The sequence below is a fragment of the Sorangium sp. So ce1014 genome (assembly GCF_051521505.1).
Classification (GTDB): Bacteria; Myxococcota_A; Polyangia; order Polyangiales; family Polyangiaceae; genus Sorangium.
The window spans coordinates 802,338-829,058 of record NZ_CP150356.1 but is presented as its reverse complement, the minus strand read 5'-3'; the positions used below and the strand labels follow the sequence as shown (position 1 = coordinate 829,058).

Annotated in this window: 17 protein-coding genes; all 17 read right to left on the bottom strand. The window is 70.9% G+C overall.

The genetic code is table 11. The features are described 5' to 3' along the window. Positions 1-97: 97 nt before the first annotated feature. Positions 98-949: a lysophospholipid acyltransferase family protein gene (locus WME75_RS03180; RefSeq protein ID WP_437486283.1), complete on the bottom strand. Its 852-nt coding sequence runs from the start codon at positions 947-949 to the stop codon at positions 98-100. A gap of 28 nt (positions 950-977) precedes the next feature. Next, entirely contained in the window at positions 978-2,435 is a 1,458-nt protein-coding gene (gene gatB, locus WME75_RS03175; protein WP_437486281.1) for an Asp-tRNA(Asn)/Glu-tRNA(Gln) amidotransferase subunit GatB, read from the bottom strand. 58 nt (positions 2,436-2,493) lie between these two features. Then, complete coding sequence (locus tag WME75_RS03170) at positions 2,494-3,168, bottom strand: NuoI/complex I 23 kDa subunit family protein (RefSeq protein ID WP_437486279.1); 675 nt, start codon at positions 3,166-3,168, stop codon at positions 2,494-2,496. Positions 3,169-3,179: 11 nt separating this feature from the next. Next, positions 3,180-4,946: a complex I subunit 1/NuoH family protein gene (locus WME75_RS03165; protein WP_437486277.1), complete on the bottom strand. Its 1,767-nt coding sequence runs from the start codon at positions 4,944-4,946 to the stop codon at positions 3,180-3,182. Continuing rightward, on the bottom strand, positions 4,943-6,637 hold the full coding sequence (locus tag WME75_RS03160) for a 2Fe-2S iron-sulfur cluster-binding protein (protein WP_437486275.1): 1,695 nt from the start codon (positions 6,635-6,637) through the stop codon (positions 4,943-4,945). The genes WME75_RS03165 and WME75_RS03160 overlap by 4 nt, the downstream gene beginning before the upstream one ends. A gap of 69 nt (positions 6,638-6,706) precedes the next feature. Beyond that, positions 6,707-7,921: an NADH-quinone oxidoreductase subunit D gene (locus tag WME75_RS03155; protein ID WP_437486273.1), complete on the bottom strand. Its 1,215-nt coding sequence runs from the start codon at positions 7,919-7,921 to the stop codon at positions 6,707-6,709. A 3-nt stretch (positions 7,922-7,924) separates the two neighbouring features. After that, positions 7,925-8,605, bottom strand: coding sequence for an NADH-quinone oxidoreductase subunit C (locus WME75_RS03150; protein WP_437486271.1), 681 nt, complete (start codon positions 8,603-8,605; stop codon positions 7,925-7,927). Then, a complete protein-coding gene (locus tag WME75_RS03145; RefSeq protein WP_437494735.1) occupies positions 8,602-9,147 on the bottom strand; it encodes an NADH-quinone oxidoreductase subunit B in 546 nt (181 codons plus the stop codon). The genes WME75_RS03150 and WME75_RS03145 overlap by 4 nt, the downstream gene beginning before the upstream one ends. Before the next feature lie 26 nt (positions 9,148-9,173). Further along, positions 9,174-9,530, bottom strand: a complete 357-nt coding sequence (locus tag WME75_RS03140; RefSeq protein WP_437486269.1) for an NADH-quinone oxidoreductase subunit A — start codon at positions 9,528-9,530, stop codon at positions 9,174-9,176. A 257-nt stretch (positions 9,531-9,787) separates the two neighbouring features. Next, complete coding sequence (locus WME75_RS03135; protein ID WP_437486267.1) at positions 9,788-10,909, bottom strand: hypothetical protein; 1,122 nt, start codon at positions 10,907-10,909, stop codon at positions 9,788-9,790. 360 nt (positions 10,910-11,269) lie between these two features. After that, complete coding sequence (locus WME75_RS03130) at positions 11,270-13,801, bottom strand: MXAN_6577-like cysteine-rich protein (protein WP_437486266.1); 2,532 nt, start codon at positions 13,799-13,801, stop codon at positions 11,270-11,272. 247 nt (positions 13,802-14,048) lie between these two features. Then, complete coding sequence (locus tag WME75_RS03125) at positions 14,049-16,481, bottom strand: MXAN_6577-like cysteine-rich protein (protein ID WP_437486264.1); 2,433 nt, start codon at positions 16,479-16,481, stop codon at positions 14,049-14,051. 338 nt (positions 16,482-16,819) lie between these two features. After that, complete coding sequence (locus WME75_RS03120; RefSeq protein ID WP_437486262.1) at positions 16,820-18,019, bottom strand: alpha/beta fold hydrolase; 1,200 nt, start codon at positions 18,017-18,019, stop codon at positions 16,820-16,822. 835 nt (positions 18,020-18,854) lie between these two features. Beyond that, positions 18,855-19,796, bottom strand: a complete 942-nt coding sequence (locus WME75_RS03115; RefSeq protein WP_437486260.1) for a TIGR02757 family protein — start codon at positions 19,794-19,796, stop codon at positions 18,855-18,857. Then, on the bottom strand, positions 19,793-21,475 hold the full coding sequence (locus WME75_RS03110; protein WP_437486258.1) for a sensor histidine kinase: 1,683 nt from the start codon (positions 21,473-21,475) through the stop codon (positions 19,793-19,795). Before WME75_RS03110 ends, WME75_RS03115 begins: the two co-directional genes overlap by 4 nt. A 12-nt stretch (positions 21,476-21,487) precedes the next feature. Continuing rightward, positions 21,488-23,149 carry a GAF domain-containing protein gene (locus tag WME75_RS03105; RefSeq protein ID WP_437486256.1) on the bottom strand — a complete coding sequence of 554 codons (1,662 nt, stop codon included), beginning with the start codon at positions 23,147-23,149 and terminating at the stop codon, positions 21,488-21,490. A gap of 530 nt (positions 23,150-23,679) precedes the next feature. After that, entirely contained in the window at positions 23,680-26,643 is a 2,964-nt protein-coding gene (locus tag WME75_RS03100) for a hypothetical protein (RefSeq protein WP_437486254.1), read from the bottom strand. Between the last annotated feature and the right edge of the window lie 78 nt (positions 26,644-26,721).

Sequence of the window (26,721 nt, the reverse complement as noted above, 5' to 3'; positions counted from 1 at the left end):
GCTGGGATGGCCTTCACGCTCCATGATGGTCGCCGGCGGCCGCATCGTAGCGAGGGCCGATCACAGAAGCCAGCGGCGTAGGAACAGAGAGCGACGCCTAACCGTCGGCGCTGAGCCGCGCGCGGGCGCGGTGGACAAGCGTCTGGACGGCCCGATGCGACTCGTCACGGACCGCGCCGACGTCCTGGCCTGCCGTGGCGATGGGCGCGCCGACCTCGATCGCCGCGGGGATACGTCGCGCACGGCTCACCCGGGCCATGTGCGCCACGAGCGACTCGTCCGCGTAGGAGGAACCGTCGCCGCCGTACGCGAGCCCGACAGGGACGATCTCCGCCCCGACGCGGCACGCCGCGGTGAAGCCGCCCGCGCGGAACGGCCGCACCTCATCTCCGGAGAAGGTGGTCCCCTCGGGGTAGACCATCACACCACGGCCGCGCCTGAGCGCGGTGGACATCGCCTGCACGACCGCGGAGCCGCTCCGCTTGCTCGATCGGTCGACGAAGAGCGTTCCGACGCGGCGCGCCGCCATGCCGATGACCGGCCAGGCGGCGAGGTCGGCGCGGCTCACGACGGTCGCCTCGAAGAAGGCGAGCGTGACCATGATGTCGAGCGCGGAGCGGTGATTCATCACGAACAGCCGCCCGAGGCCCGCTGGATCGCGGCCGGGGTAGTACGTCCCGCTCGCCATGGCGGGGTCGACCGCGCCTCCGGTGGGACCTTGCGCCGGCTCCGCCTGGACGAGGCCGCCGGCGCGCACGTCGAGGCCGTACAGCTTCAGGAGCGCGCGCCCGTAGCGGCGCATCCATGTGTGGAGGACCACCTCGCGATCGGGCGCGCTGGAGAGCGCGGTGTCGATCTCGAGCAGGCCGTACATGCCGAAGGTGAGGCCGACGAAGCCGGCGGCCCGGAGGGGGAAGCGGAGGGCGTCGAGGGGAAGAGCGCTGGCCATGCCTCGGATCTCCAGGTCGCCGGGCGGATCAGGCGCCGGCGACGGGGGCGCCCTCGAGCAGGCGCTTGAGGACATCGTTCACGACGGCCGGGTTCGCGCTGCCCCCCGTCTTCTTCATGATCTGCCCGACGAAGAAGCCGAGCAGCGCGGTCTTGCCGGCGCGGTACGCCGCCGCCTGCTTCTCGTTCGCGGCGATGATCGACGCGGCGATCGCCTCGATCGCGCCGGCGTCGCTCATCACGGCCATCCCCTTGTCGCGGACGATGTCGCCGGGCGCCCGGTCGGTGCCGGCCATCTCCGTGTACACCTCCTTGGCCTGCTTGCCGCTGATCGCCCCCTCGTCGACGAGGCGGAGCAGCGCGGCCACCTGCGCCGGGGAGACCGGGAACGCGGCGGACAGGCCCGTGGTGCGGGTGTCGCGCAGCACCTCGCCCTGGACGAAGTTCGCGACCTTCACCGCGTCGCCGTGGAGGCGCGCCGCCTCCTCGAAGAACGCCGCGATCTGCGGGTGGCCGCTCAGGACCGACGCCGCGTACGGGGTGAGCCCGAGCGCCTCGGCGAAGCGGCGGCGCTTGTCGGCCGGCGGCTCCGGGAGCGCGGCGCGCACCTCGGCGAGGAACGCCTCGTCCACGACGAGCGGCGGCAGGTCCGGCTCGGGGAAGTAGCGGTAGCCGGACTCGTTCTCCTTGTCGCGGAGGAGGTACGTCTCCTTCTTCTCCGCGTTGTACCCGCGGGTCTGCTGCCGCACCCGGCCGCCCTGCTCGATGAGCGCGATCTGCCGGCGGATCTCGAGGTCGATCGCCTCGACGACGAAGCGGAACGAGTTGATGTTCTTGAGCTCGGTGCGCGTGCCGAGCTTCGTCTCCCCGACCTTGCGGACCGAGACGTTGGCGTCGCAGCGGAAGCTGCCCTGCTCGAGGTTGCCGTCGTTCACGCCGATGAACATCAGGATCTCGCGCAGCCGCTTCAGGTACTCGGCCGCCTCGACGCCCGAGCGGAGGTCGGGCTCGCCGACGATCTCGATGAGCGGCGTGCCGGCGCGGTTGAGATCGACGACCGACAGGCCCCCGAGGCCGTGGAGGTTCTTGCCGGCGTCCTCCTCCATGTGGACGCGCGTGATCCCGGCCCGCCGCTTCCCCGCCTCGGTCTCGATCTCGAGCACGCCGCGCAGCGCGAGCGGCCGGTCGTACTGGCTGAGCTGGAAGCCCTTGGGGAGGTCCGGGTAGAAGTAGTTCTTCCTCGCGAAGATGCTGCTCTCCTGGACGGCGCAGCCGAGCGCGAGCGCGGCGCTCACCGCCATCCGGACCGCCTCGCGGTTCAGCACCGGGAGCGCGCCCGGCAGGCCGAGGCAGACAGGGCAGGTGTGCGTGTTCGGCGGGTCGCCGAAGCTTGTCGCGCAGCCGCAGAACGCCTTGGTGCGGGTGAGGAGCTGCGCGTGGACCTCGAGCCCGATGACCGCCTCGAAGGAGCCGTACGTCGTCGCCATGGCCCGCTCTTCTAGCAGAACCACGCCCCGGCGAGAGGCCCCCCCGGGCGAGGCTGGCTCAGTGATCCGCGGCTTCGCGCGACAGGCCGGGGTGCGTCGGGTCGCCCGGCTCGTGGCGCCTGTTCGCCGTCAGGCGCGAGCCCTCGCGATCGGACAGGCTCATGAGGAGATCGCGCCGGTAGATGAACTGCTCGCGCGAGTCGTAGGGCACCGCGTGGAGCCCCGTGTCCATGCGGATGGCGTCGACGGGGCACGCCTCGACGCAGTAGCCGCAGAAGATGCAGCGGAGCTCGTCGATGACGAAGCTGCTCGGGTACCGCTCGTAGCCTTGCCGCCGATCGCCCTCGGGGTACTCGGCCGGCTCGATCGCGATGCACTGCGCCGGACACGCGGTCGAGCAGCAGAGGCACGCGACGCAGCGGGGCGAGTTGTCGTCGCGCAGCGTGAGCCGGTGGATGCCCCGGAAGCGCTCCGGGTAGGGGCGCTTCTCCTCGGGGTAGCTGATCGTCGTCACCCCCGGCTCGAGCGAGTGGAGCACCGGGTCGGGCTTCTGGCCGAGCACCATCTCCTTCGTGTTCTTGAAGAAGTGCCGCATCGTGATCCCCAGCCCCTTGACGATCTCGGGGATGTAGGCCTGCACGTCGGCGCTCCGGACAGGACGCGGCACCGGCTTGCCGACGACGGGCCGGCCGGCCGGCTTCGTCCAGGGGTTGCTCGGGGTAGCTTTCGCCATGGGATCCTCCTCTACGCCTGCTGCGGCGACGCCTTGGTGCCCCCCGCCGCGGCGGCGAACCGGGCAGAGGTTGAAGCGAGGGTGCGCTGGCGATCGATCGGCTCGAGGAGACCGGCGATCAGCGCCACGACCGCCGCGAACCCGCCGACGGCGACGACCGCGTGGGAGACGTCCGCGGCGACCTGGAGGCCGCTGCGGAGCCCCTCGGGCGCCGAGTCGACGGCCAGCACCACGATGCCCGTCACCATCATGTTGACGAGCGTGAGCGGCAGGAGCTTCGTCCACCCGAGCCGCATCACCTGGTCGTAACGGAAGCGCGGCAGCGTCCAGCGGAAGAAGACCTGCACCCACGTCATGAGGATCGTCTTGCCGAAGAACGCGAGGGCGTACGTCAGGCTCACGGCGAGGTGGGTCATCTTGTACTGGAACAGCACCGTCTCGCCGAAGACGACGTTGATGCCGTCGCGGTCCAGGAACGGCAGGTGGTAGCCGCCGAAGAAGAGCGTCACGAGGAGCGCGCTCGACGTGATGAGCTCCACGTACTCGCCCGTCATGAACATGCCGAACTTCATCCCGGAGTACTCGACGAAGTAGCCGGAGACGATCTCGCTCTCGCCCTCGGGCTGGTCGAACGGGATGCGCTTCGTCTCGGCCGCGAGGGCCGCGAGGAACAGGAAGAACGCGAACGGCTGGACGAAGATCCCCCACGCGTGCTCGGCCTGCCACTGCACCATGTCGCCGAGCCGGACGCTGCTGTAGATCATGAACAGCCCGACGACGCTGAGGCCCATCGCGACCTCGTAGCTGACCATCTGGCTCGCGGCGCGCAGGCCGCCGAGCAGCGAGAACTTGTTGTCGCTCGCCCAACCGGCGAGCGCCGCGCCGATGATGCCGGTGCCCGCCATCGCGAAGATGTAGAGGATGCCGACGTTGAGGTCGGCGACCTGGAGGCTCGCGACGTGGCCGCCGCACGTGAACGCCTGGTCGACCGTCCGCTTGAGGAGCGGCAGGTCGGCGAAGCCGAAGACCCCGTCGCCGTTGTCCTCGAAGCAGAGCTTGTCGCCGAAGGGGATGACCGCGAACGTCACGAGCGCCGGGAACATCGCGAGCAGCGGCGCGAGCGAGTGGAGGAGCCGATCGCCCTTCGGCGGGATGAAGTCCTCCTTCCAGATCATCTTGATCGCGTCGGCCGCGGCGTGGAGCGTGCCGAGCAGGCGCAGCGCCACCTTGCCCTCGGGCACGCGCAGCGCGGTGTACGCGCCCGTCACGACGAGCAGCGCGCCGAGCAGCACGCACACGACCCGCGCGGCGGTGGGCGCCGCCGAGAGCGGGACCGCCTGCGTGACGAAGAAGGCCAGCACGTGCGCCATGACGCCCGCGTAGAAGATGCTGCGGGGGTCGAAGCGGGCGAGCGCCTCCTCGGCCGCGTTGATCGGGCCGCCCCGGCGGGCCGCCGCGCAGAACACGAGCAGGCCGAGCCAGGTCACGAAGACCGCGAACTGCGCGCCGATCACCAGCGCCTCGACGGCGACCGGCGCGGGCATCGCGCGCGTCGCCGTGAACACGGCGAGCGCCCCGAGCAGCGCCGGCGGGAAGAACACGACGCCGCGCACGATCATGGACGGCAGGTAGACGACCGCCCGGTTCGGACCGACGCGGTCCTGCACCATCGCGCCCTGGCGCCGGTCGGCCCAGGTGGCGATCGCCGCCATGTTCAGCAGGAACATGACGACGATGAGAATCTTCACGATCGCGAGAGCGAGCTCGACGACAGTCATGCCGTGGCCTCCGTCTTCTTCGGCTCGACGCGCGACCCGTCGGCGACAGCGGTCGCCGCCGCGGTGTGCGCGGGGGGCGCGGCGCCGAGCACCGCGGCCGGCGCGCCCGCCCCCGCGACCGCGCCGGGCGGCATCGCGCGGCGCAGCTCGGCGAGGGTCTTCCACCCGGTCTCGTACCCGAGCGTGCGCCCGAGCCGGCCGATGAGCTCCCAGGCCGGCCGCGCGTCGCCGTGCGGGAGCAACGCCCGCTCGCTCCGCTGCGCCAGGCCCTTCCTGTTCACGTACGTCCCCTCGGCCTCGGCCCAGGAGCACGCCGGCAGCGCGACGCGCGCCGCCTTCGCCAGCGGCCCCTCGTGGGCGGCGATCGTCACCACCCCCTTGAGCCGCGAGAGCGCCCGCTGCGCCTCGCCCGCGTCGACCTCGAGGTCCGACCCGAGGGCGACGACGTACGCGTACTGCCCCGACGCGATCCCCTGGAGCAGCTCCGCGACAGGGCGCGGCGGGGTCACCGCCGCGATCTGCACGGCGCCGCGGGTGTTCGGGTTCTTGTCCTCGCTGATCAGGATGTCGTCGCCCTGGCCGAGCGGCCTGCCCGACACGAAGAAGTCGGTCGCGCCGAGGTACGTCGTGGCGAGGTGGTAGAGCGCGAAGTTGTCCTCGTTCGAGTGCTGGGCCGACAGGACGATCGCGACCCGCGACGGGTCGTCGGCGTGGCCGCCGAGCTGCTCCTTGGCCGCGGCGAGGGCGTCCTCGATGCTCGCGTCGTCGTTGCCGACGAGCGCCGTGAGCAGCCGCCCGTCGACCGCGTGCCGGTACGACAGCATGCCGTCGTCGCACATCCAGTACGTGTTGACCGCCATGTTCTCGCGCGGGCGGTGGCGGTACGGCGTGTTGTTGCGCGGATCGTAGTCGAGGTAGGCGTTGCAGCCCGTCGCGCAGCCCTGGCAGATGGTCCGGGCGCTGCGGAGGAACCAGACCCGCGCCTTGAACCGGAAGTCGCGCGACGTGAGCGCGCCGACCGGGCAGACGTGCTCGGTCATCAGCGTGTAGTTGTGGTCGAGCTCGCGCCCCGGCGAGACCGTGATCTCCCCGAGGTTGCCGCGCTCGCGGACCGAGAGCACCGGATCCTGCGCGAGCTCGTTGCAGACGCGGATGCACCGCGTGCAGACGATGCAGCGCTCGGCGTCGTAGACGATGGTCGGGCCGAAGGTGACCGCCTTCGGCTTGTGGACCGGCTCCTGGTGCATCCGCTTGCCCTTGCGCTGATGCTCGAGCCAGTAGTCCTGGAGGCGGCACTCGCCGGCCTGGTCGCAGATCGGGCAGTCGACCGGGTGGTTCAGGAGCAAGAGCTCCTGCACCGCCGAGCGCGCCTCGGACACGTGATCGCTGCCGTCGGACAGCACCTCCATGCCGTTCGCGCAGGCCATCTGGCAGGCCGGCTGGAGCTTCGGCTTGGCCGCCGGCACGTAGTCCTGCTTCGCCGCGTCCCACCGGAGGATGTCGAGGCTCATCGCCGGCCTCCCGGGCGGCGGCAGCACCTCGACCAGGCACATCCGGCAGTTGGCGGCGACGCTGAGGCCCGGGTGCCAGCAGTAATGGGGGATGTCGATCCCGGCGCGGTGCGCCGCCCGGATGATCGTGTCACCGCTCTCGAAGGGGATCTCCCTTCCGTCGATCTTGATCGTAGGCATCGTGCTCTCGATTCCCGGCGGGGCCGCGGGCGCCCCAGCTTCCTTAGGTCGATGACGGGAGCGCCGTCGCTAGTGGTCGCACTCCCCGCCGATCATGTTGAGGGAGCCGAAGGTCGGCACGACGTCGGGGATCATCAGCCCGGTGATGAGCTGGGAGAGCCCCTGCGTCGTGGCGAAGCACGGCGGGCGGATGCGGACGCGGTAGGGCGTGCCGCTGCCGTCGGACACGAGGTAGAAGCCGAGCTCGCCGTTGCCGGCCTCGGTGTACGAGTAGCACTCGCCGGCGGGCACCTTGATGCCCTCCATCACGATCTTGAAGTGCTGGATGGTCGCCTCGATGGTGGTGTAGACCTCCTCCTTCGGCGGCAGCACGATGCGCGGATCGTCGATGTTGATCGGGCCCTCGTCGGGCATCTGATCGAGCGCCTGCTCGATGATCCTCGCCGCCTGGCGGATCTCCTCCTGGCGGCACATGAACCGGTCGTAGTTGTCGCCCCGCGTGCCGACCGGCACGTCGAACTCGAAGCGGTCGTAGACCATGTACGGGTTCGCGCGGCGCACGTCGTACGGCACGCCGGTCGCCCGGAGCACGACGCCGGTCCAGCCGAGCGCGAGGGCGTCCTCCTGCGACATCCGCCCGATGCCGTCGAGGCGATCGAGGAAGATGCGGTTCTTCAGGATGAGCTTCTCGGCGTCGCTGATGAGCGTGAGCACGCGCGCGAGGCCCACCCGCACCATCGCCTTGAAGTCGGGCGTGGGCGGCCGCGCCATGCCGCCGACGCGGCCGAAGCTGTGCGTCAGGCGCGCCCCCGTCTCCTCCTCGAAGATCTCCCAGAAGATCTCGCGCGCGCGGCACAGGTAGAGGAACGGCGTGAAGGCGCCGAGCTCCATGGCCATGGCGCCGCTGCAGATCATGTGATCGCAGATGCGCGCCAGCTCGCCGAGGATCACGCGGTAGTACTGGCAACGCTCGGGGACCGTGACGCCGAGCATCTTCTCGACCGCCAGCGCGAAGCCGACGTTGTTGAGCATCGGCGAGACGTAGTTGAGCCGGTCGACGTACGGGAAGACCTGCGTCCACGTGCCGCGCTCGCACATCTTCTCGAAGCCGCGGTGCAGGTAGCCGATCTGCACGTCGGCCTTGTTGATCGTCTCGCCCGACAGCTCGAGCACGATCCGCACCGTGCCGTGCATCGCCGGGTGGGACGGCCCCATGTTGAGGAGCATCGGCTCGCTCGGCAGATCGAGCGAGGCCTCGTCCAGATCGCGATCCAGGGGTTCCATCGGTCAGCTCCGCTCCTGCAGCGCACCCACGCCGATGCCCTGCGGTTTGCCGTTGTTCGCGGCATCATCCCCGCCGGTCGACTCGAGCGACGGCCCCGTCCCGGGGTCGAGCCGCGCGAAGTCGTGCGTCTGGCGGCCGAAGGCCATGCCCTCGTCCGGGCCGAACGGCGGCAGCTTGCCGATGTTCGGCACCTCCCGGAACGGGATGAGCGGCTGGATGCGGTCGGCGGGGTAATCCTTGCGCAGCGGGTGCCCCACGAACTCCGGGTACATCAGGATGCGCCGGAGGTCCGGGTGCCCACGGAAGACGATGCCGAGCAGGTCGTAACACTCGCGCTCGAACCAGTCCGCGCCCTTCCACACCGACACGACGGAGTCGATCTCGGCGCCGTTGCCCTCCTCGTCGCCCACGCGCGCCTTGATCCGGACGCGGTGGTTCTTCTCGAGCGAGCGCAGGTGGCAGACCACCTCGAAGCGGGGCACGTCGCCGCGCCAGAGGTAGTCGACCGCCGTGAGGTCGACGAACATGTTCATCCGGGTCCGCGGGTCGTTGCGGAGGAAGAGCGCGGCGTCGCGCCACACCGCCGGGTCGAGCACGGCCGTGTCGTCGCCGAACTGCGAGTGCGTCTCCAGGACGGCGCCGGGGAACTGCGCCGTGAGGATCTCGAGGACCTTCTTGCTCATGGCTGGCTCCGCTCCTTGCGCTGGAGGGTGACGAGGCGCTCGGCGGTCTGCGCCGGGTCCTCGCGCGGCTTGACGATCGCCGGCGCGCGGTCGCCGCGCGCGATCTTGTCCTGGAGCAGCAAGAGGCCGTCGAGCACCGCCTCGGGGCGCGGCGGGCACCCCGGCACGTAGACGTCGCAGGGGATGATCTTGTCGATGCCGGCGACGGTCGTGTAGTTGTCGTAGAAGCCGCCGCACGAGGCGCACGTGCCGAAGGCGAGCACCCACTTCGGGTCCGCCATCTGCTCGTAGATGCGCCGGAGCGCGGGCGCCTGGCGCTGGCTGATGGTCCCCACCACCCAGAGCAGGTCGGCCTGGCGCGGCGAGAAGCGCGGCACCTCGGCGCCGAACCGCGCCATGTCGTAGCGCGGGCTCGCCATGGCCATGTATTCCATGCCGCAGCAGGCCGTCACGAACGGGTACTGGAACAGGGAGTACTTCTTCGCCCAGTTGAGCAACGCGTCCAGGCGCGTGGTCGCGAACCCGTGCTCGGAGCCCTCCATCACCCGCGTCGAGGGGCCTCCGCCCTTCACTTCTCCCATTCCAGAGCTCCCTTCTTCCACACGTACACGAGCACGACGGCGAGCATCGCGACGAACGAGCTCATCGTCGCGAGGCCCGTCCACCCCAGGGAGCGGAACTGGACCGTCCACGGGTAGATGAGCACCGCCTCGATGTCGAACACGACGAAGAGGATCGCCGTCAGGTAGAACTTCACGCTCGGCTTGACGAATCGCCCGCCCGTCGAGTCGCTGCCGCACTCGTACGGCATCATCTTCTCGGGCGTCGGGTTCCTCGGACCGAGGAGCGACGTCAGCGTGAACATCGCGAGCGCGATGACCGCGGCGACGAGAAACAGCAGGAACAAGGGGATGTAGGTGGCCATCGAGAGAGCACTCCTACGGGTCGGCCCCGGGGAGGGTCGACCGCCTCGCCGCGGCGCGCGGCGTCTCGGGCGAGACCTCAGGGCCCGCGGCCCCGAACCATGCAGTCCAACAAGGTGAGAGCGACGCGGCGATTGCTGCCTGAAACAGCAAAAATCCGAGCGATCCCGGCTTAATCCGCGCCGGATCTAGTCGGCCGCCGCGGGGGTGTCAATGGAGGCGCTCAGTCAACCGGCGGTCAACCGGCGGGGCCGCACTCCTAGGAGCGGTTCGCCACGAGGACCAGCCCTCTCCACGCGGTGAGCGCCGTACCCAGGCTGTCCTCGATCTCCCGGATTTCCTCGACCATCTCGGCGTCCGGCACCCCGACGCTCCGCGCCTCGCGGACGCAGGCGAGCGCGGCCACGTACTTCTTGCGGTGCACGAACGCCCGCGCGAGGAGCGGCCAGATGTGCTTCGGCGGGGCGCCGAGGTTCGCGGCGCGCCGGAGGGGGCCGATGGCCTCGCCCGCCCGGCCGTCTTCGAGCATGGCCTCGCCCAGCCGGCGGAAGATGTCGCCGGCCGCGGCCCCGTCGTGCGCGTACTGGACCGCGAGGCGCATGACCTCCTCGCCCTGGTGCTCCTCGCCGAGCTTGACGCACGCGGTGCCGAGCAGGCCGAGCCCCTTGGCGATGAGGCTGCGGGCGTCCGGGGTGAGCATCTGCCCCTCGGGGGTGCGCAGGAAGATCGCGAGCGGCGCCGGCCAGGTGCCGAGCAGCTGGATCACCTTCGGGAAGTCGCCGCGCTGCGAGGCGACCTCGGCCTCCGCGACCTTGGTGAGGTCGATGGCGGAGCGCGCGCCGGCCGAGGCGCGCTCGAGCTCGTCGCGCACGTGCGAGCGGATGCGGGCGCGGAACTCGTTGAGCTCGTGCGTCTCCTCGATGCCGTCGCGCAGCAGGAGGAGGCGCGAGGTCTTCCCCTCGACGGAGAGCTTGCGGAGGCTGTAGCCGTAGAGCGGGGCGAGCAGCAGGTAGCGGACGCCGATGTGGAGCTGGATGCCCTCGAGGTCGGTGTCGCGCTCGGGGGCCTGCGGCGTCGTGTCCTCCGTGAGGAGGGCGCCGACGAGGCGGTGGCGGAAGTCGGCGAGCGTGAGCCGCTGGACGTCGCCGTCGATCTCCTCCTCGCCCGGCGGCGCGATAACGAAGTCGACGAGCGTGTTGTCCGGGTTGCGGCGGTCGACGGTGAGCGCCGTGATGCGGGCGCCGGTAATCATCGAGAAGGCAAAGAACGCCTCGCCCACGATCTCACAGAGCGCCTGGAAGCTGCCGATGCCGTCGCCTATGCGCTCGAACCAGCCGTCGGTCCGGACGGCATCGAGGGAGAACACGCGTTCCTTTGGCATGATTCGACCCGGATCACAGGGGGCGCGTCCCGGATGACGGACGCGTGTCCCAGGGGGCGAGACTCGCACGGGCGCGCGCTGCTCTCAAGAAAACTCCTAGGGAACGCCCGTCGCGTGTCGCGCATCGGGAGCGCGCGCGCCACCGCCATCCGTCATCCATCGCGCCACGCCGGTCCACCTGCCCCCACCGCGCCTCGAGCTTCGCCCTCCTCCGCTCGCCCCTCGGCCGAGGAGGCGCAGCGGGCGGCCTCAACCACCAAGACGCCAAGGACGCCAAGAAGAGATTTTTTTAACCCTCTTGTCCCTTGGCGTCCTTTGCGCCTCCTCCTCCGGGTCGATGCACGACCGGCCAGGCCTGGTCTAGGGCTCGGGCTCGGGCTCGGGCTCGGGCTCGGGCTCGGGCTCGGGCTCGGCGTTGATGTGCAGCACGAGGTTGCCGGACGAAGACGACCGGCTGTCGCCGATGATCGTGATCACCTGGCCCGCGGTGAGGGTCACGCTCACCCGCGAGGCGAGCCCGCTCGCGTTGTCGTTGCATGCGAGCTCGGTGCCGGTGCATCCGTCGCCGTCGTGCACGTGGAGGACGGTGTCGAAGGTCGAGGACACCGTGTCGATGAGGTAGGCCCCGTCCGCCGGCGCGGTGAAGCGGTAGACCCGGTCGTTGCCGCTCGACGTCGTGCAGCTCGGCGCGGCCGAGTTCGGCTGGAGCAACGTCGAGCCCGACACGGTCTGCGGGACCGTCGAGCCGAGGTCGATGGGCTTCGCGCAGGTGGCTTCGGCGTCGAACAGGTTGATGTTGAGCGTGAACGTGCCCGAAGCAGCCGGCCCGGAGCCGTCGACCACGACGACGGTCTCCTGCCCCGCGACGAGCGGCACCGCCACCCGCGACAGGTGGCTCGGTGGGCTCGTGGTGTTGTCGTTGCAGCCGAGCGACGGGCCGCCGCACGCGCCGTCGTGCACGTGAACGACCGTGTCGAAGCTCGAACCGAACGTCTCGAAGAGATAGACTCCATCGACCGGGGCGACGAACCTGTAGGTCGCCTCGGCGCCGCCGGGCACGCCGCAGGGCGCGTTCGCGAAGTCGCCGAGGCCGCCGGTCGTCCCCGGCACGACCAGCGGGACGGCCGACTCGAGCTCGTTCGCCGGGCACAGGGGCGCGGGGATGCCGCTCACGTTGAGCTTGTAGGCGCCCGAGTTCTCGAGCTCGCCGTCCACGACCACAACCACTGTCTGTCCCGCCGAGAGCGGCGTGGACACCACCGCATGGGACGAGTCCATCCCATTGTCATTGCAGCCGAGGGAGGGGCCCGTGCAGCTGCCGTCGTGAACGTGGAGCACCGTGTCGAAGCTCGACCCGATCGTGTCGAATGTATACCGGCCGTCGACGGGCGCCGTGAAGCTGTAGCTGACCTCGGGGCCCTCGCCCGTGGAGCAGGGCGACAGGAGGTGGTTGTCGAGGCCCGACGTGTTGCCCGCCACCGACTGTGGGTAAGTCGAGCCGAGATCCAGCATGGGGCACGGGGGCGGCTCCCACTCGGCGATGTTCAGCGCATAGCGCCCACCCTCGGCCTCGAATCCATCGACGACCGCCACGATCGTCTGACCGGCGCGGAGCTCCACCGCGGCGCGCGAGCGCGACCCGACTCCCGAGTCGTCGTTGCAGGCGAGCACCTTGCCGCCGCACGCGCCGTCTCGCAGCTCCAGGACGGTGTTGAACTCGGAGCCGGAGGTATCGAATACGTATTTCCCGTCTGCCGGCGCCGTGAAGGTATAGCTCACGTCGGGGCCGCCCGCGTAGCCGCAGCTCGGCGTGATGGCGTCGCCGTGCAGCTCGGTGTCGCCGTGGAAGCTCTTCGGGAACGTGGCGCCGACATCCCCCGACCCCGAAGGGCAGACCGGCGGCCCGGCCTTCGACAGGTGGAGCGTGAAGTCGCCCTCCGCTCCGTCGAAGCCGGTCACGACGATCAAGACCGGCTCACCCGCCTCGATGACCGCGCGGACCTTGGACTGGAGCCTCCCGCTGTCATCGTTGCAGGCGAGCTGAGCGCAGGTGGTCGCCCCCACCACGCCAAGGGCCGTATCGAAGCTGGATCCGAAGGTGTCCAGCGTGTATCTCCCCGTCTCGGCGGGCGTGAAGAGGTAGACCCGCTCCGACGAGCCGGCCGCCACGCACGCGAGCCCGTAGCTCGACTCTCCCGCGACGGTGGTCCCCATCACCGACTGCGGGGACGTGCCGCCGATCGCTTCTGGCGTGCCGATGACGCAGGAGCAGGCGCCTTCCTGGCAGACCGCCCCTCGCTCGCACGCGGCCTCGCAGGTGCCACAGTGCTGCTCGCTCGTCTGCAGGTTGGCGCACGAGCCGCCGCAGGCCGCGAGACCTTCGGAGCAGGCGCAGGCGCCCTCGACGCACAGCTGGGCGGGCGAGCAGCTGGACTCGCAGGTACCGCAGTGGGTCCTGTCGCTCAGCACATCCACGCAGGCGCCGTCGCACTCCGTGAGGCCGCCGGCGCAGGCGCAGGCGCCGTCGGCGCAGACCTGCTCCGTCGCGCACTGGACCTCGCAATCGCCGCAGTTCCGCGGATCGGCCTCGAGGTCCACGCAGCGGCCGCCGCATTCGGCCTGGTCTTCGCTGCACGCGTCGGTCCCGCCGTCCTCGACGCAGCGGCCCTCCGCGCAGCGATGCTCCGCCTCGCAGGCGTTGCCGCACGCGCCGCAATGCTCATCGCTCGCCTGGAGTTCGACGCACACGCCGTCGCACTGCGACTGCCCGTCCGTGCACGGGTTCGGCGCGTTGGAGCTCTCGGCGCAGGACGCCGCGAGGACAACCCCTGCGACCACGAGCAACGCGGCGGACGGTAGGGCGGGCCTGGGGCGCAATCCGGATCTGTTCATATCCATCCTTGGGGGTACCTGGCCGTTCGAGGCGGAGCGGATAGCGAGTCGCATGCCAGAATACGCCCATGGCCGAGATATCCGCAACGGGCGGGGGCGCTGGACGTCTGCGAGGTTCGCCTGACACAACGCGGATCGAGCCGCGGCCTGGGTCGCGCTCGCCGCGCGTCGCGCAGGCGCCGCGGCGAACACAGCACGGTGGATTGCAGCGCCGCCAGACCGGCTTCAGGACGCGCGCGGCGCATCCTCACGGATCGGCGGGGGAGATGTGCAGCGTGAAGTCGCCCGACGCGTCGCCGTATCCGTCGACGACCACGGTGATGACCTGACCGGCGTTGAACCTTCGAATGAGCCGCGACGGTCCGGAGCCGCCCGAGCTGTCGTCGCAGCCGAGCTCGAGGCCCTTGCAGCCGCTCGTGTGCACGTGAAGGATGGTATCGAACGACGAGCCGTTCGTGTCAATGACGTACCTGCCGCTGACCGGGGCAGTGTAGGTGAACACCATTTCCGGAGCGTTCGATTGGCCCCCGCAGGTCGGCGCCACCAGGTTGGGGTGGCTCGACGTCGTGCCGGTCCTTGTGAGCGGCAGCTCCGATCCGAGGTCGATCGCCGTCGAGCAGGTCCCCTGGCCGAGGAACCGGTCCACGTGGAGCACGTAGTCGCCGGCGCTCGTGTCGACGCCGTCGATGCCGTCGACGCCGATGATGACGGTCTGTCCGGCGGTCAGCTCGGCGAAGACACGCGACTGCAGGCCGCCCGAGTCGTCGTTGCACCCGAGCGACGTCCCCCTGCAGCTCCCATTCAAGATCTGGAGGACCGTATCAAAGCTCGAGCCGAACGTGTCGAAGAGGTACGTGCCGGCCACTGGCGCGGTGAAGCTGTAGGTCGCATCGCGGCCGCCGGCGTCGCCGCAGGTCGAGCGCAGGATGTCTATCGCCTCCGCGGTCGTCCCGGTCACCGTCTGAGGCGCCGCCGACCCGAGATCGATCTGCGGGCACGGAGGGGCCATGGTCTGGCTCACGTTGAGCGTGAAGGCGCCGGAGGCCCACCTGCTGGAACCGTCCACGACAACGACGATCGTCTGCCCCTCCTCGAGCAGCGCCTTCACCTGCGATTGCACATAGGACGAGTCGTCGTTGCACCCGAGGCTCGGCCCGCTGCACGTGCCGTCGTGGAGGTGGAGGAGCGTGTCGAAGGCGGAGCCGAAGGTGTCGAAGGTGTAGAGCGCGTACGCCGGCGCGGTGAACGCATAGGTGGCCTCGGGGCCCGCGCCGTCGGCGCAGGGCGCCGAGAGGTCGCTCTCGCGATCCATGATCGCGGTGGTGCCCGTCACCCGCTGCGGGAACGTGGTGCCGAGGACGAGCTCCGGGCACGGCGCCGGCACGTACTCGGTGACATTGAGCGTGAATGGCCCCGACTCGCCGGCGATTCCATCGACGATCGCGACCACCGTCTGGCGCGCGGAGAGGCTCGCGACGATGCGCGACGTCGTGCCCGCCCAGGTGTTGTCGTTGTTGCAGGAGATCACCGGGCCGGCGCAGGTCCCGTTGCGCAGCTCGAGGACGGTATCGTACGAGGAGCCGGCCGTGTCGAAGACGTACCTGCCGGTGTACGGCGCGGTGAACGTGTAGCTCGCGTCGGGGGTGTCGAGCGAGCCGCAGGTCGGCACGAGGGCATCGCCGAGCGTCCAGGTGTCGCCGTTGACCGCCTGCGGGAGAGTCGAATCGATGTTGCCCACCGGGCAGACCGGCGGCGCCGCCCGGTCGATGCTCAAAACGAAGTCGCCTTGCGCGCCGTTGTAGCCCGACACGACGACGAGGACCCCCTCCCCTTCATCGAGGGCCACCGAGGCGCCCGCCTCGGCCCTCCCGCGATCGTCGTTGCACGCGAGCTCGTCGCAGGCGGCGAAGCCGAGGACGGCGATGGCGGTGTCGTAGCTCGACCCGGCGGTATCGAACGTGTAGGTACCGACCTCGCCCGCCGTGAACCTGTAGACGACCTCGGTCGAGCCGGCGGCCACGCAGGCGAGCCCGAAATAGGTGTCTGCGTCGAGCGTCGTGCCCCTCACGACCTGCGGGACCGTCGAGCCGAGGTCCTCGTGCTCGCCGATGACGCAGGTGCACGTGCCCGCCTGGCAGACCAGCCCCGCGTCGCACGCCGCGCCGCACGCGCCGCAGTGCGCCGGGTCGCTCGCCAGAACGACACACCTGCCGCCGCAGTCCGTGAGGCCCTCGTCGCAGAGGCACGCCCCGTCCATGCACGTCTGGTTGAAGGCGCACCGGATCTCGCAGCTCCCGCAATGCAGCGGATCATTCGACAGGTCCGCGCAGCCGCCGTCGCACGCCGCGAGGCCGGCGTCGCAGCGGCAGGCGCCGTCCTCGCACGGCTGCCCGATCGGGCACGCCTGGCCGCAGCCCCCGCAATGATGCGGGTGGATGTCGAGGTCGACGCAGCCCTCGCTGCACAGCGCGAGGCCGGGTGCGCACAGCGCCCCGCCGGTCCCGCTCGAACCGAGGTCATCGCCGCTCCCGCCGGCGCCCTTGTCCTCGCCGACGCACTCCCCCGCCTCGCACCGCTGCCCGCTCGCGCAGACGCTGTCGCAGTCGCCGCAGTTGTCGCGATCGGCCTGCGTGTCGGTGCACGCGCCGCCGCACAGCGCGAGGCCGTCATCGCACGGCACGCTCGAGCGGCTTCGGTGCGCGCAGGACACAGAGCAGGCGAGGAGGGCAGCTGCCGTCAGCCAGAGCGCAGTGGACGACCGCTCGAGCCTGGAGCGCGATCCGGGTTGACTCATGAACTTCCTTTGGCGGATCCGCGGTCCGCCTTGCGGCTTCGAGGCATTCCGAGGGTACGCCGCTTCGCTTTCGCTCTGCAATCAGGGATCCCCGCGCATGGGCGCGCGCTCGTTCGACCTCCACCTCCACGCGCGCGAACGGGGCTCGGTGAGATGGAGCGCTCGGGCCGCGCACGAGGAGCGGCCCGGCGGAACCCGTGAGGCGACCACGCGGGACACAGGCGTCACGCGGCCGGGACATCCGGCAGCGGATCGGCCTCGTCGGAGGTCGGTTGACGCGCCTGGATGGCCTCGAGCGCCGGAGCGCCCGTCTCGGGCCCCGGGGCGTCTTCGGGCTGCCGCTCCGGGCCGAGGAAGCGGGCGATCGGCTCGAAGAGCTCGACGCCGGTATAGGCGCCCACAGCCAGGTCGCCGTGTCCGTAATCTTCCCGCGCCCCGAAATCGCGCCCGAGCACGAGAAACCGCTTCGGCGTCTCCGGGTGATCGCGCCCCCACGCGTCGAACGCGGCGCGCACCGACGAGACGGGGGCTATCCTGTCGGCGCTGCCCGCGATGAACAGGGCCGGCGCCGCGACGGACGCGAGGCCGTCGAGGACCCTCTCGCCGTCCACGCGGATCTCTCCGTCGCTCGCCAGCCAGGCGGCGAAGTCGGCGTTCAGCGCAGCGGGGATGTCTTCGATGCAGTTGACGAGCGCGATCCGCGTGACGCCGGGGGGCACGTTGCGCGGATTGGCCACGGCGTGGTGAATCGGCGTCGGCAGCCACTCCGAGGCGAACGCGACGCTGCGTGCCATGAAGCGGAGCGGCACGCCCGGGAGCAGCCGGCCCGGCAGAAAGCGCATGAGGCGCGTCGGCATGGTGAAGCGGCCCGGAGATCCGACGACGACGACGCGGCGCACCCGACCCTCCGGCACGCTCCGGCCCAGCGCGGCATAGAGGAGCATGCCGCCCATCGAGAAGCCGACATAGTCGAGCGAACGGGCGCCGGTGCGCTTCAGGATGGCGTCGAAGGCGCAGGGCAGATCGTACCGGACCATGGCCGAGAAGCGGACGCTGCGGCGCTCAAGGCGGGTGAGGAGGCGGCCGCTCCGCAAGGTCAGCAGCCACACGTCGCGTCCGAGCGTGGCGAGGTGTCGGGCCAGCGAGTAGTCGGGGTGGATGTCCTGGTTTCTGTGGTTCGCGGCGATCCCGTGGACCAGGAGGATCGGCGGCAGGTCCGGCTGCACCGCCGCACCGGGCGGGACCGGGACGCGGCGGATCTCGATCGGCGCGCCGTCCTCGGTCCGCAGGACCTCTTCCACGCTGTACTCGAGCGGGAAGGTCAGCCGCTTGACCCAGTAAAAGAGGTGCGCCCACAGCCCGATCGCCCCCAGCACCACGAGCGCCAGCGCGACCAGGAGGTAAGCCCCGAATGTCCAGACCATACGCCCAATCTACCCGCTGCCGCCGTCCTCGCATGCGAGCAATCTCGACAAATTTGGCGCAAGGACGGAGCGCAGGCCAGCCGCTGGCTGAGCCCGCTTACCGCTCGCGGGTCCGGATGATCATGAATCCATGTGAACAGCCTGTTTCACGATCATCGCTCTCAACGCGCGAGAAAGTCACACCTGGCGCTCGACTCGACTCCGTCGCTTCGATCGCGTAACGGGCCTCGACGAGTGCTGTTGACGGAAGCGCAGGTCGGCGGCGGCTTGTTTTGCCCCGTCTCGCATCGCGCGGAGGCATGGCCGTGTGTCCAGAACCGAGCGGCGAGCCGCGTGAAACCTTCAGCCCAGGCGTGCACAAAGGTTCCAGCCCGGCCGGCCCGGGGCGTGGCATGCGCGTCGCATCGGACGGAGAAGAGCAGGGAGAAGACCCGGGGGAAGAGAGAAGTGGACAGGGTCCCGTAAGCGCCCCGGGGCGAGGGGGGCAAGCAGAGCGCTGCAGCGGAGCTCGGGGGGGCTCCGCTGCGGCGCTCTGCTTGCCGCGCCGGTGGCCGCGACCAGCGGAAGCGCCCTGGCGCCCGCTGGAAACAAAATGAAAAAAGCGCCTCGCGGACCTGGGGGGGGAAGGTCTCCGCGACGGCGCTCGTCCACCCTTAGAGCAGATTCCGTGCCGACCTGTCGGACGCCAGGTTTCAGGTATTTACCGCGCAAGGATCTCGCCGAGATTTCATTTTTGAAAATCAAAACTGAAATCGGATGCGATTCCGAAGGATTCCGCGGCTTTATCTCACAGCGTCGCCGGTTGTCCCGGACGAAACGACTGTGCACGGCGTGCTCACTCGTCCCAGTGGCGGCAGACGGGCTTCACGCCGCACCCCTGACAGCGGACCGGATCGCGCCGCGACGGGCACTGCTGGAGCATGCCGAGATGGCAGAGGGCGAAATCGTACTTGACCGGGTCGGCCGGATCGAAGGCGCGTAGGGAGGCGGTGATCTCCTCGGCCGTCTTCCAGGTGGCTCCCCTGCGGTCGGTGAGGCCGATGTTGTAGCCGAGCTTCTGGATGTGGGTGTCGACGGGGATCAGGAGGGCGGACGGGGGCACCGGCCACAGACCGAGGTCCACGCCGTCGGCGGGGCGGATCATCCACCGCAGCAGGAGCATGAGCCGCTTTGTGGCGCTGCCCTTCTCGGGGTCGGGGAGGATGTGCGCCGCTCCGCGGTCGTCGAGGCGCCGGTCGAGGCCGCCCGCGCGCCGGATCGCGCGCACCCATGCGCCGAGGGCCTGGCGCAGGTCGCGGCCGCGCGAGAGCTCGGCCGCGAAGGCGGCGCCGAGCGAGCCCGAGGCGCGCTGCACCCGCCGCGCGCCGACGAGGAGCTCCGCGAGATCGCGGTCGCGGTAGACGCGGTGCCGGAAGCCGCGCAGGCGCGCCGAGACGGCCCGGGCGTCGTCCGCGATGAGGGCGATCTGCGGCCCGAGCCGCTCGAGCGCCTCGCCGATCTTGGCGCGCAGCGCCTTCACGTTGCCGAAGGCGAGCGACGCGGCGATGAGCGCCACGAGCTCCTGATCGGCCGGATCCGTGTAGCGGTGAACGAAGGAGACCGGGTCCTGCGCGCGGCGCTCCTCGACGGCGCACCGCGCGCGCACCTCGTCGAGCGCCGCGTGCAGGGCGGCGCTCCGCGCGGCGTCCCGCCGGGGGGCCGTCTCGCTCCGCCGGGGGGCCGTCTCGCTCCGCCGGGAGGCCGCCTCGCCGCTCCCGCCACGCCCGCGCGCCCTCACGTCGCCCCCGCGCCCGGCGCGGCTTCGGCCGCGAGCGGCTCGGCCCGCTCCGGCGCCTCGCGGTCGTGCTCCAGCGCGGGGAGCGACACAACGAAGGCGCTGCCGCGCCCGTCCTCCGTGAGCGGGCTCTCGACCCGCACGGCGCCGCCGTGGCTCTCGGCGATGTGCTTCACGAGCGCGAGCCCGATCCCGCTGCCGCGCACCTGCCGCTCGCTCGCCCGCCGCCCGCGCGCGAAGCGCTCGAAGATGTGCTTCTGCTCGTCCGGATCGATGCCAGGCCCCCGGTCGCTCACCCGGATGGCGACGCGCCTCGCCTGGCGCGTCAGCGCGGCGAGGCGCCCGCCGCCCCCGCCCTCGACCTCGACCGCGACGGCGACGCTGCCGCCGTCCTTCGCGTACTTGAGCGCGTTGTCGAGCAGGTTCACGACGGCGAGCTCGAGCGCGCGCGCGTCGATGAGCGCCTCGGGCAGCCCTTCGGCGATCGTCAGCTCCACGGTCATCTCCTCGCGCTCGGCGCGGTAGCGGTACATGTCGACGACGCGCGCCGCCACCTCGGCGACGCTCCCGCGCGCGAACTCGTAGGCGGCCTTGCCCCGCTCGACCCGCGCGAAATCGAGGACGTTCTCGATGAGCGCGGTGAGCCGCTCGCTCTCGCTCACGATGATCTGCAGGTACTGGCGGCGCTTCTCGTCGTTGGGGACGCGGTCGCCGAGGAGGAGCTCGCCGAACATGCGGACCAACGAGAGCGGCGTCTTGAGCTCGTGGGACACGTTCGCGACGAAGTCGCTCTTCAGCGCCGCGAGCCGCCGCTCGTTCACGGAGGCGAGCACAACGATCGCGAGCCCGGCCAGGGCGACAAGGGCGGAGAAGCCGACCATCAGGATCTCGATCAGGCGCTGCCGCTCCACCTTCTCGCCGAGCTCCTCGGCCGTGGTGAGCGCCATCTGGAGGCGCCAGTTGTAGAGCGTGGTGGGGAACGGGCGCCCGACCGTGAACTCGCCGCCGATGATGGGCGGGCCGAACACGATGCGGCCCTCCTCGTCGATGACGTTCATCCGGCTCTTCTCTCGATCGAGGTCGCGGAAGAGCCGGGGCATCACCTCGTGGACGAGGCGCGGCACCTCGTGCCAGGCGACCACGAGATACCGGCGCCCGAGGTGCTCGCGCTGCCAGTAGCTCACGAGCAAGCTCTGCTGGTCGATGACGTGGTGGAGGTGGCGCAGCTCGGTCGCGTCGCCGGAGAAGTTCATCTGGGGCACGAGGCGCGCGAGCAGGAGCTTGCGGAAGGCGTCGTCCTCCCGGCCGGACGCGCCGCGCGAGGCGAACGCGAGCACGTCGTGGGCCTCGTGGTCCATGTCGAGGACCAGGATGGCGCGCACGGTCGGCGTCTCGCGGGCCGCGGTGGGGAGCCACCTCCGCGCGATGACCGAGAGGTTCGCCACGTCGACGTGCGCGGCGACGACGTTGTCCTGGGCGATGATCAGCTTGTCGAGCCGGTCGACGCGCTCGTCGGCGAGGGTGAGCGTCGCGTCGAAGACGGTCTGCTGGCGGGCCTTCTCGATCTGCAGCGTGGTGCGCAGGGCGATCCCGCCGAGGACGAGCACGGCGACGACGATGGCGGGGACGAGGGCGAAGTACGGGACGCGATGGCGCTGCCCGGCCGAGGGGAGGAGGTCCATCGCTGAGCTCCGCTAGCGGGCGGCCTTCTTCGCCCCCGCGGTCACGAGGCCGGGGTCGAGGACCACGCCGCGCGCCCCGACGAACTCGGCGAACTGCTGGCCGATGTAGGTGAGCGCGTTGCCGTCGCTCTCGGAGAACGGCTTGCCGTCGAGCGGGTTGCCGATCTCGAGGAGGCCGAGGTAGCGGCCCGCGATCTCCACCGGCGCGCAGATGACGCTCCGGGGCTCGACGCCGATCGCCTTCCACCGGTCGTCCATGACGCGCTCGTCCTTGGACGCGTCGGGCACCACGACGGCGCGCCTGGACCGCATGGCGGCCAGCGCGAGCGGCGACCGCTCGGACACCCTGGCGAGGAGCGCGTTCTTGCCGCCGTACTGCCGGACGACGACGAACTCGCGCCGGTTGATGTCGAACATGGACACGAGCCCGAGGGCGCACGGGATCTTGTCGAGCGTGAGCGCGAGGATGAAGTCGGCGCCGGCGAGCGTGTCCTGGAGGAAGTGCAGGTCGCTGCACGCCTCGAACAGCTCGGCGATGAGGTCGTCGCCGGAGAGGCGCCCGCTCCTGGGCGGGAAGGAGGAGCGCCTCCGCGGCGGCTGGCTCGGCGCGGGGACGGGGATCGCGGCCGACGCCGGAGCGGCCTCGGGACGAGGCAGCCCGCTCGGCTCCTCGGGCGGCGCGGCGGGGGGAGGCGAGGCGTCGGCCGGAGGCGCGGCGGCCGGAGGCGCGACGACAGAAGGCGACGCGTCGGCCGGAGGCGCCGCCGCCGGCGTGGCGACCGGCGGCGCGACGACAGAAGGCGACGCGTCGGCCGGAGGCGCCGCCGCCGGCGTGGCGACCGGCGGCGCGACGGCAGAAGGCGACGCGTCGGCCGGAGGCGCGGCGGGGGGAGGCGAGGCGTCGGCCGGAGGCGCCGCCGCCGGCGGCGGTGTGGTGGCGCCGGTGCGCGGGCGGAACTGGATCACGGGCTCCGCCGAGCTCCAGTCCTTCCAGGCGAGCGTCGCGAGCGGGCTGCGCTGAGGCCGGCCGCGGAAGGCGTGATCGAACACGGCGATATGGATGAACTTGCCCGGGCGCGCGTCGTCGATGAGCTCCCGTGCCTTCTCGAGCTGGTCGAGCAGCAGCGCGTTCACGAGATCGCGCGGAGTACCCGTCGGGACCGCATAGACGAGCTCTCGGTACGTGAGCGGTGAGCGCTCGGACGGGTTCTCCTCGCGCTGCGACACGAGCTCGAACGGAGGCAGCGCGCTCGGGGCCGGCTCCGGCGCGGCGTCCCGCTCCGGCGCGGCGTCCCGCTCCGGCGCGGCCTCTCCGCCTTTCGCCGCCTGCGCCGCCGCGCCCGCCGGCTCCGGCACGAGGAGCGCGGTCCCCATCGAGATGTACGGGACCGTGGCTGCCGCCGGACGCTTCCACGGCGGACGCGCCCCCGGATCGGCGGGCGTGGGAGACGCTGCCCCGGCCGGAGGCGCGCCCGCCGGGGCGTCCAGCCCGTCCGTCAGCGCCTCGTCGTCCGGCGCGCGCTGCACGACGTACCGCACGCGCGTCGCCGGGTCGATCGCTCGGTAGCCGCTCTCCAGCAGGTCCACGGAGAAATCGTTGAGCGGCCCGCCATCGCCGCGGAACGCCCGGGCCTTCTGCAGCGCGGGCTGCCACTGCGGGGCCTCGACGCACACCTTCCTGGTCGGCGGTGCGTTCTGCCCTAGTGACGAGATCTCGACGAACCAACGCATCGTTTGCGGTTCCCATCCGCGCTGGCGCCGACCGGGTCGCGCGCTGTGGCGCGACGATCTTTCTACTAGACGCCCACGAGATGGGTCAACGCGCTGGCCACCCTCGGGAGCGAGGGCGGCCTTTGGAGGCAGCGCCGAAATATTCTCCAACCTCGGCGGGAACGAAGAATCCGGCCTATCCTGAGATCGCGCCGCCGCGCGGCCAGGCGCCACAGACGGACCCGCGCGGTCACTGAACGGCCGCCGGGGTTCCCGTCGAGCCCGACGGGCGCCCACGGCCCTGCGGTCGAAGGGTCCGCGCAGCCTCGGGGATCGTCACCTCATCAGGTCATCCGCTGCGAAGGACGGCGATTCCAGCCCGGCCGACAACGTGCGAGGTTCGACTCTGCATATCCACTCGCCCTCTGATCCACCCCTGTGGCGGGGCGACGAGGGCGCGTCCCTCGGCGAGGGTCTGCCGCCCGAACGGGCGTTCAGTGAGCAAACTTCGCGAGGAAGCCTTCGGCCCACCCCACGCTGCCGACAGGCCCACTCCCCAGGCCCAGGCGGCCAGAGAAGGTCCCGCCTGCGATGAGGTTGCCGTCGGGGTCGCCGGCGCAGCTCACGCGCCATGGCTGCTCCTGGCCGCCGAACGTGTGGCTCCAGAGGTAATTGCCTGCCGCGTCGAGCTTCGCGACGTACAGGTCTCGATCGCAACGGACAGCGACGTCGCCGAGGATCATGCTGTCGAAACAACTGCCACTCATGAAAATCTCGCCGCCAGCGCCGATGTACATGGTCGAGGCGCGGTGCTCGCTGCTCGTGGGCTTGCTCCACAGGAGGTTGCCCGCGGCGTCGAGCTTCACGAGCGCGTTGCCCGCGGGGAGCGGGCCGGCGCCGAAGTCCGCGGTCCCGTCCAGCTTGCACAGCATCACCATGCCTCCAGCGCCGTCGAGGCCGGCCAGGCTGCACTTGGCGCCTCGAACGAGCCGGCTGCTCAGGTGACCGCCCGCTGGATCGAGCTTCACGAGGTACATGTCGCCGCTGGACGAGCCTGGCAGCGATCCTCCACCGAAATCGAGCGGGCCGCTGAAGGTGCCGGTGAGGATCACGTTGCCCGCCGGATCCAGCGCGACGTGGACCGATTCCTGGGTCCGTCCGTTGGCGAAGCGCCGGCGCCACGCGGCGTTACCGGACGCGTCGAACTTCATGACGACGATGTCCATGGTGTCCGGGTAGGAATAGCCCGTGAGCCCCGCGATCGCGGAGTTACCCGCGAGATCGACGGCGAGCTCATAGCGGGCCACCCCGTTGAACACCGTGCCCCATACGTGATTCCCGGAGGCGTCGAGCTTGATGAGGACGCCGTCCCCCGTGTTGTAATGGTTGGTGAAGAGCACGTTCTCCGACGCGTCCGTCGCGAGCGTGCCCCCGATGGCGGAGGCGTTGTAGATCCTGTGCCAGAGGAGATTCCCGGCGTCATCGTATTTGGCCACGAAGCTCGCGTAATCGTTGCCTCTGGCGGAGACGATCCCCTCGCCGAGGTCGGCGAGCCCGCGGAACGCCCCCGTTGCGAGCACGTTGCCTGAGGGGTCGGCCGCCACGCGGGACAGCCCATGGCTCTGGAGATGATCTCCGAACGTGGAGAGCTCACCCACTTCGCCTCTTCTGACATCGAAGGATTGAATGAAGGCGTCGTGGCCAGGCCCGAGGGGCGCGCCGCAGCCCGGCTCGGCGCCGCTGCACTGCGAGCCGGCGATGTAGGCCAAGATGGAAGGCGGCACATCGATCGCGATGTCCATCACCACGTCGTCATCCTCCGTCCCGAATCGCCGGCTCCACTGGTGCGCGCCGGACGCGTCGAACCTCGCCACGAACGTGTCGAGTCCGCCCGCGCTGACCAGCTGCTCGCCGCCGAAGCTCACCGTGCCGCGGAACGAGCCGGTCACGAGCGCGTCGCCTCCCTCCTCCAGGACGACGGCGACGCCGCTCTGGTCGTCGGCGTCGCCGAAGCCGCGGCCCCACTGGAGGTTGCCGGCGCCGTCCAGCCTCGCCACGAAGGCGTCCTTGCCGCCCGCGCTGGCCAGCGGCTCGCTCCCGAGATCGATCGATCCCTCGAACCAGCCGGTGAGCAGCACGTGCCCGGCGAAGCCGACCGTCGCGACCCCCAGCCCCTCCTGGTCGGAAGGCCCGCCGTAGCGGCGGCTGAACACGTGCTCGCCGGCGTCGCTGAGCTTCGCCACGAACACGTCCTTGCCCCCGGCGCTCGCCAGCGGGCCGCCCCCGAAGTCGATCGTCTGCTCGAACGAGCCGGTGAAGACGAGGTTGCCGCCCACGTTGCGGGGCGAACGCGCGACGCGCTGCTCGCCTGGCCCGCCGAAGCTGCGGCTCCAGAGCAGGTCGCCGGCGGCGCTCCACTTCGCCGCGAAGATGTCCTTGCCGCCGCCGCTCACCAGGGGCCCGCCCCCGAAGTCGACGATCCCCTCGAAGTCGCCGACGACGAAGACGTTGCCGAGATCGTCGAGCGTGGCGGAGATCGCCTCCTGATCGCCCGCGCCGCCGAAGCGCTTGCTCCAGAGGTGCTGGCCGCCGCTGAGCTTGACGAGGAAGATGTCCTTGCCGCCGGCGTTCGCGAGGCGCCCGCCCCCGAAATCGAGCGCTCCGTCGAAGGAGCCGGTCATGAAGATGTTGCGGCGGGCGTCCACCGCGACGCTGTTGCAGAGCTGATCGCCCGCGCCGCCATAGCGCTGCGTCTCGGTGCCCACTCCGAGGAAGATATCGTAGCCTCCCTGGCTCGTCTTCAGGCCGAAGGTCGCGGGCTCATTGCGATCGTCGGAGATCTTGATGTCGCCTTGGAAATGGCCGGCCACCACGCGACCTGCATTGGCCGCGCCGAAGCTCGTGATCCGCTGAGGGAGGTCCAGCGCGCCGAGCGTCCTGCTCCAGAGGAGGGCGCCGTCGCAGGCGGCGGGGCTTCCGTCGCAGTCTTCGTCCTCCGGGGTGGCGCAGTCGTCGGCGGACGGGAGCACCTCGCCCTCGCACGGGCCGAACGCCGTGCCCCCGGCGTTGCACGCCGCCACGCCGGCCCGGCACACCCCGACGCCCTCTGTGCCAGCGGGCCCGGCGTAGCAGCGCGCCGTGGTCTCCGGCGCGCACACCGCGGCGCCGCCGCCCGCACCTGAGCCGCCCGTTCCGCCTGTGCCGCCCGCGCCGCCTGTGCCGCCTGTGCCGCCTGTGCCCGCGCCGCCTGTGCCGTCCGCGCCGCCTGTGCCCGCGCCGCCTATGCCGTCCGCGCCGCCTGAGCCGCCTGAGCCGCCTGTGCCGCCTGTGCCGCCTGTGCCGCCTGAACCGCCTGTGCCGCCTGAGCCGCCTGTGCCGGTCGCGTCTGCGCCCGCGTTCACGGTGCTTCCACCGCCGCCCGCCGGGTCTGTGCACGCGGCCAGGGTCACGATTGCCAACGCGAACCCACCTGATCTTTGAAACCGGGATGTCATATCCATCCTCCAAGAGAGATTGATGAACCCGGCGCGCATGTG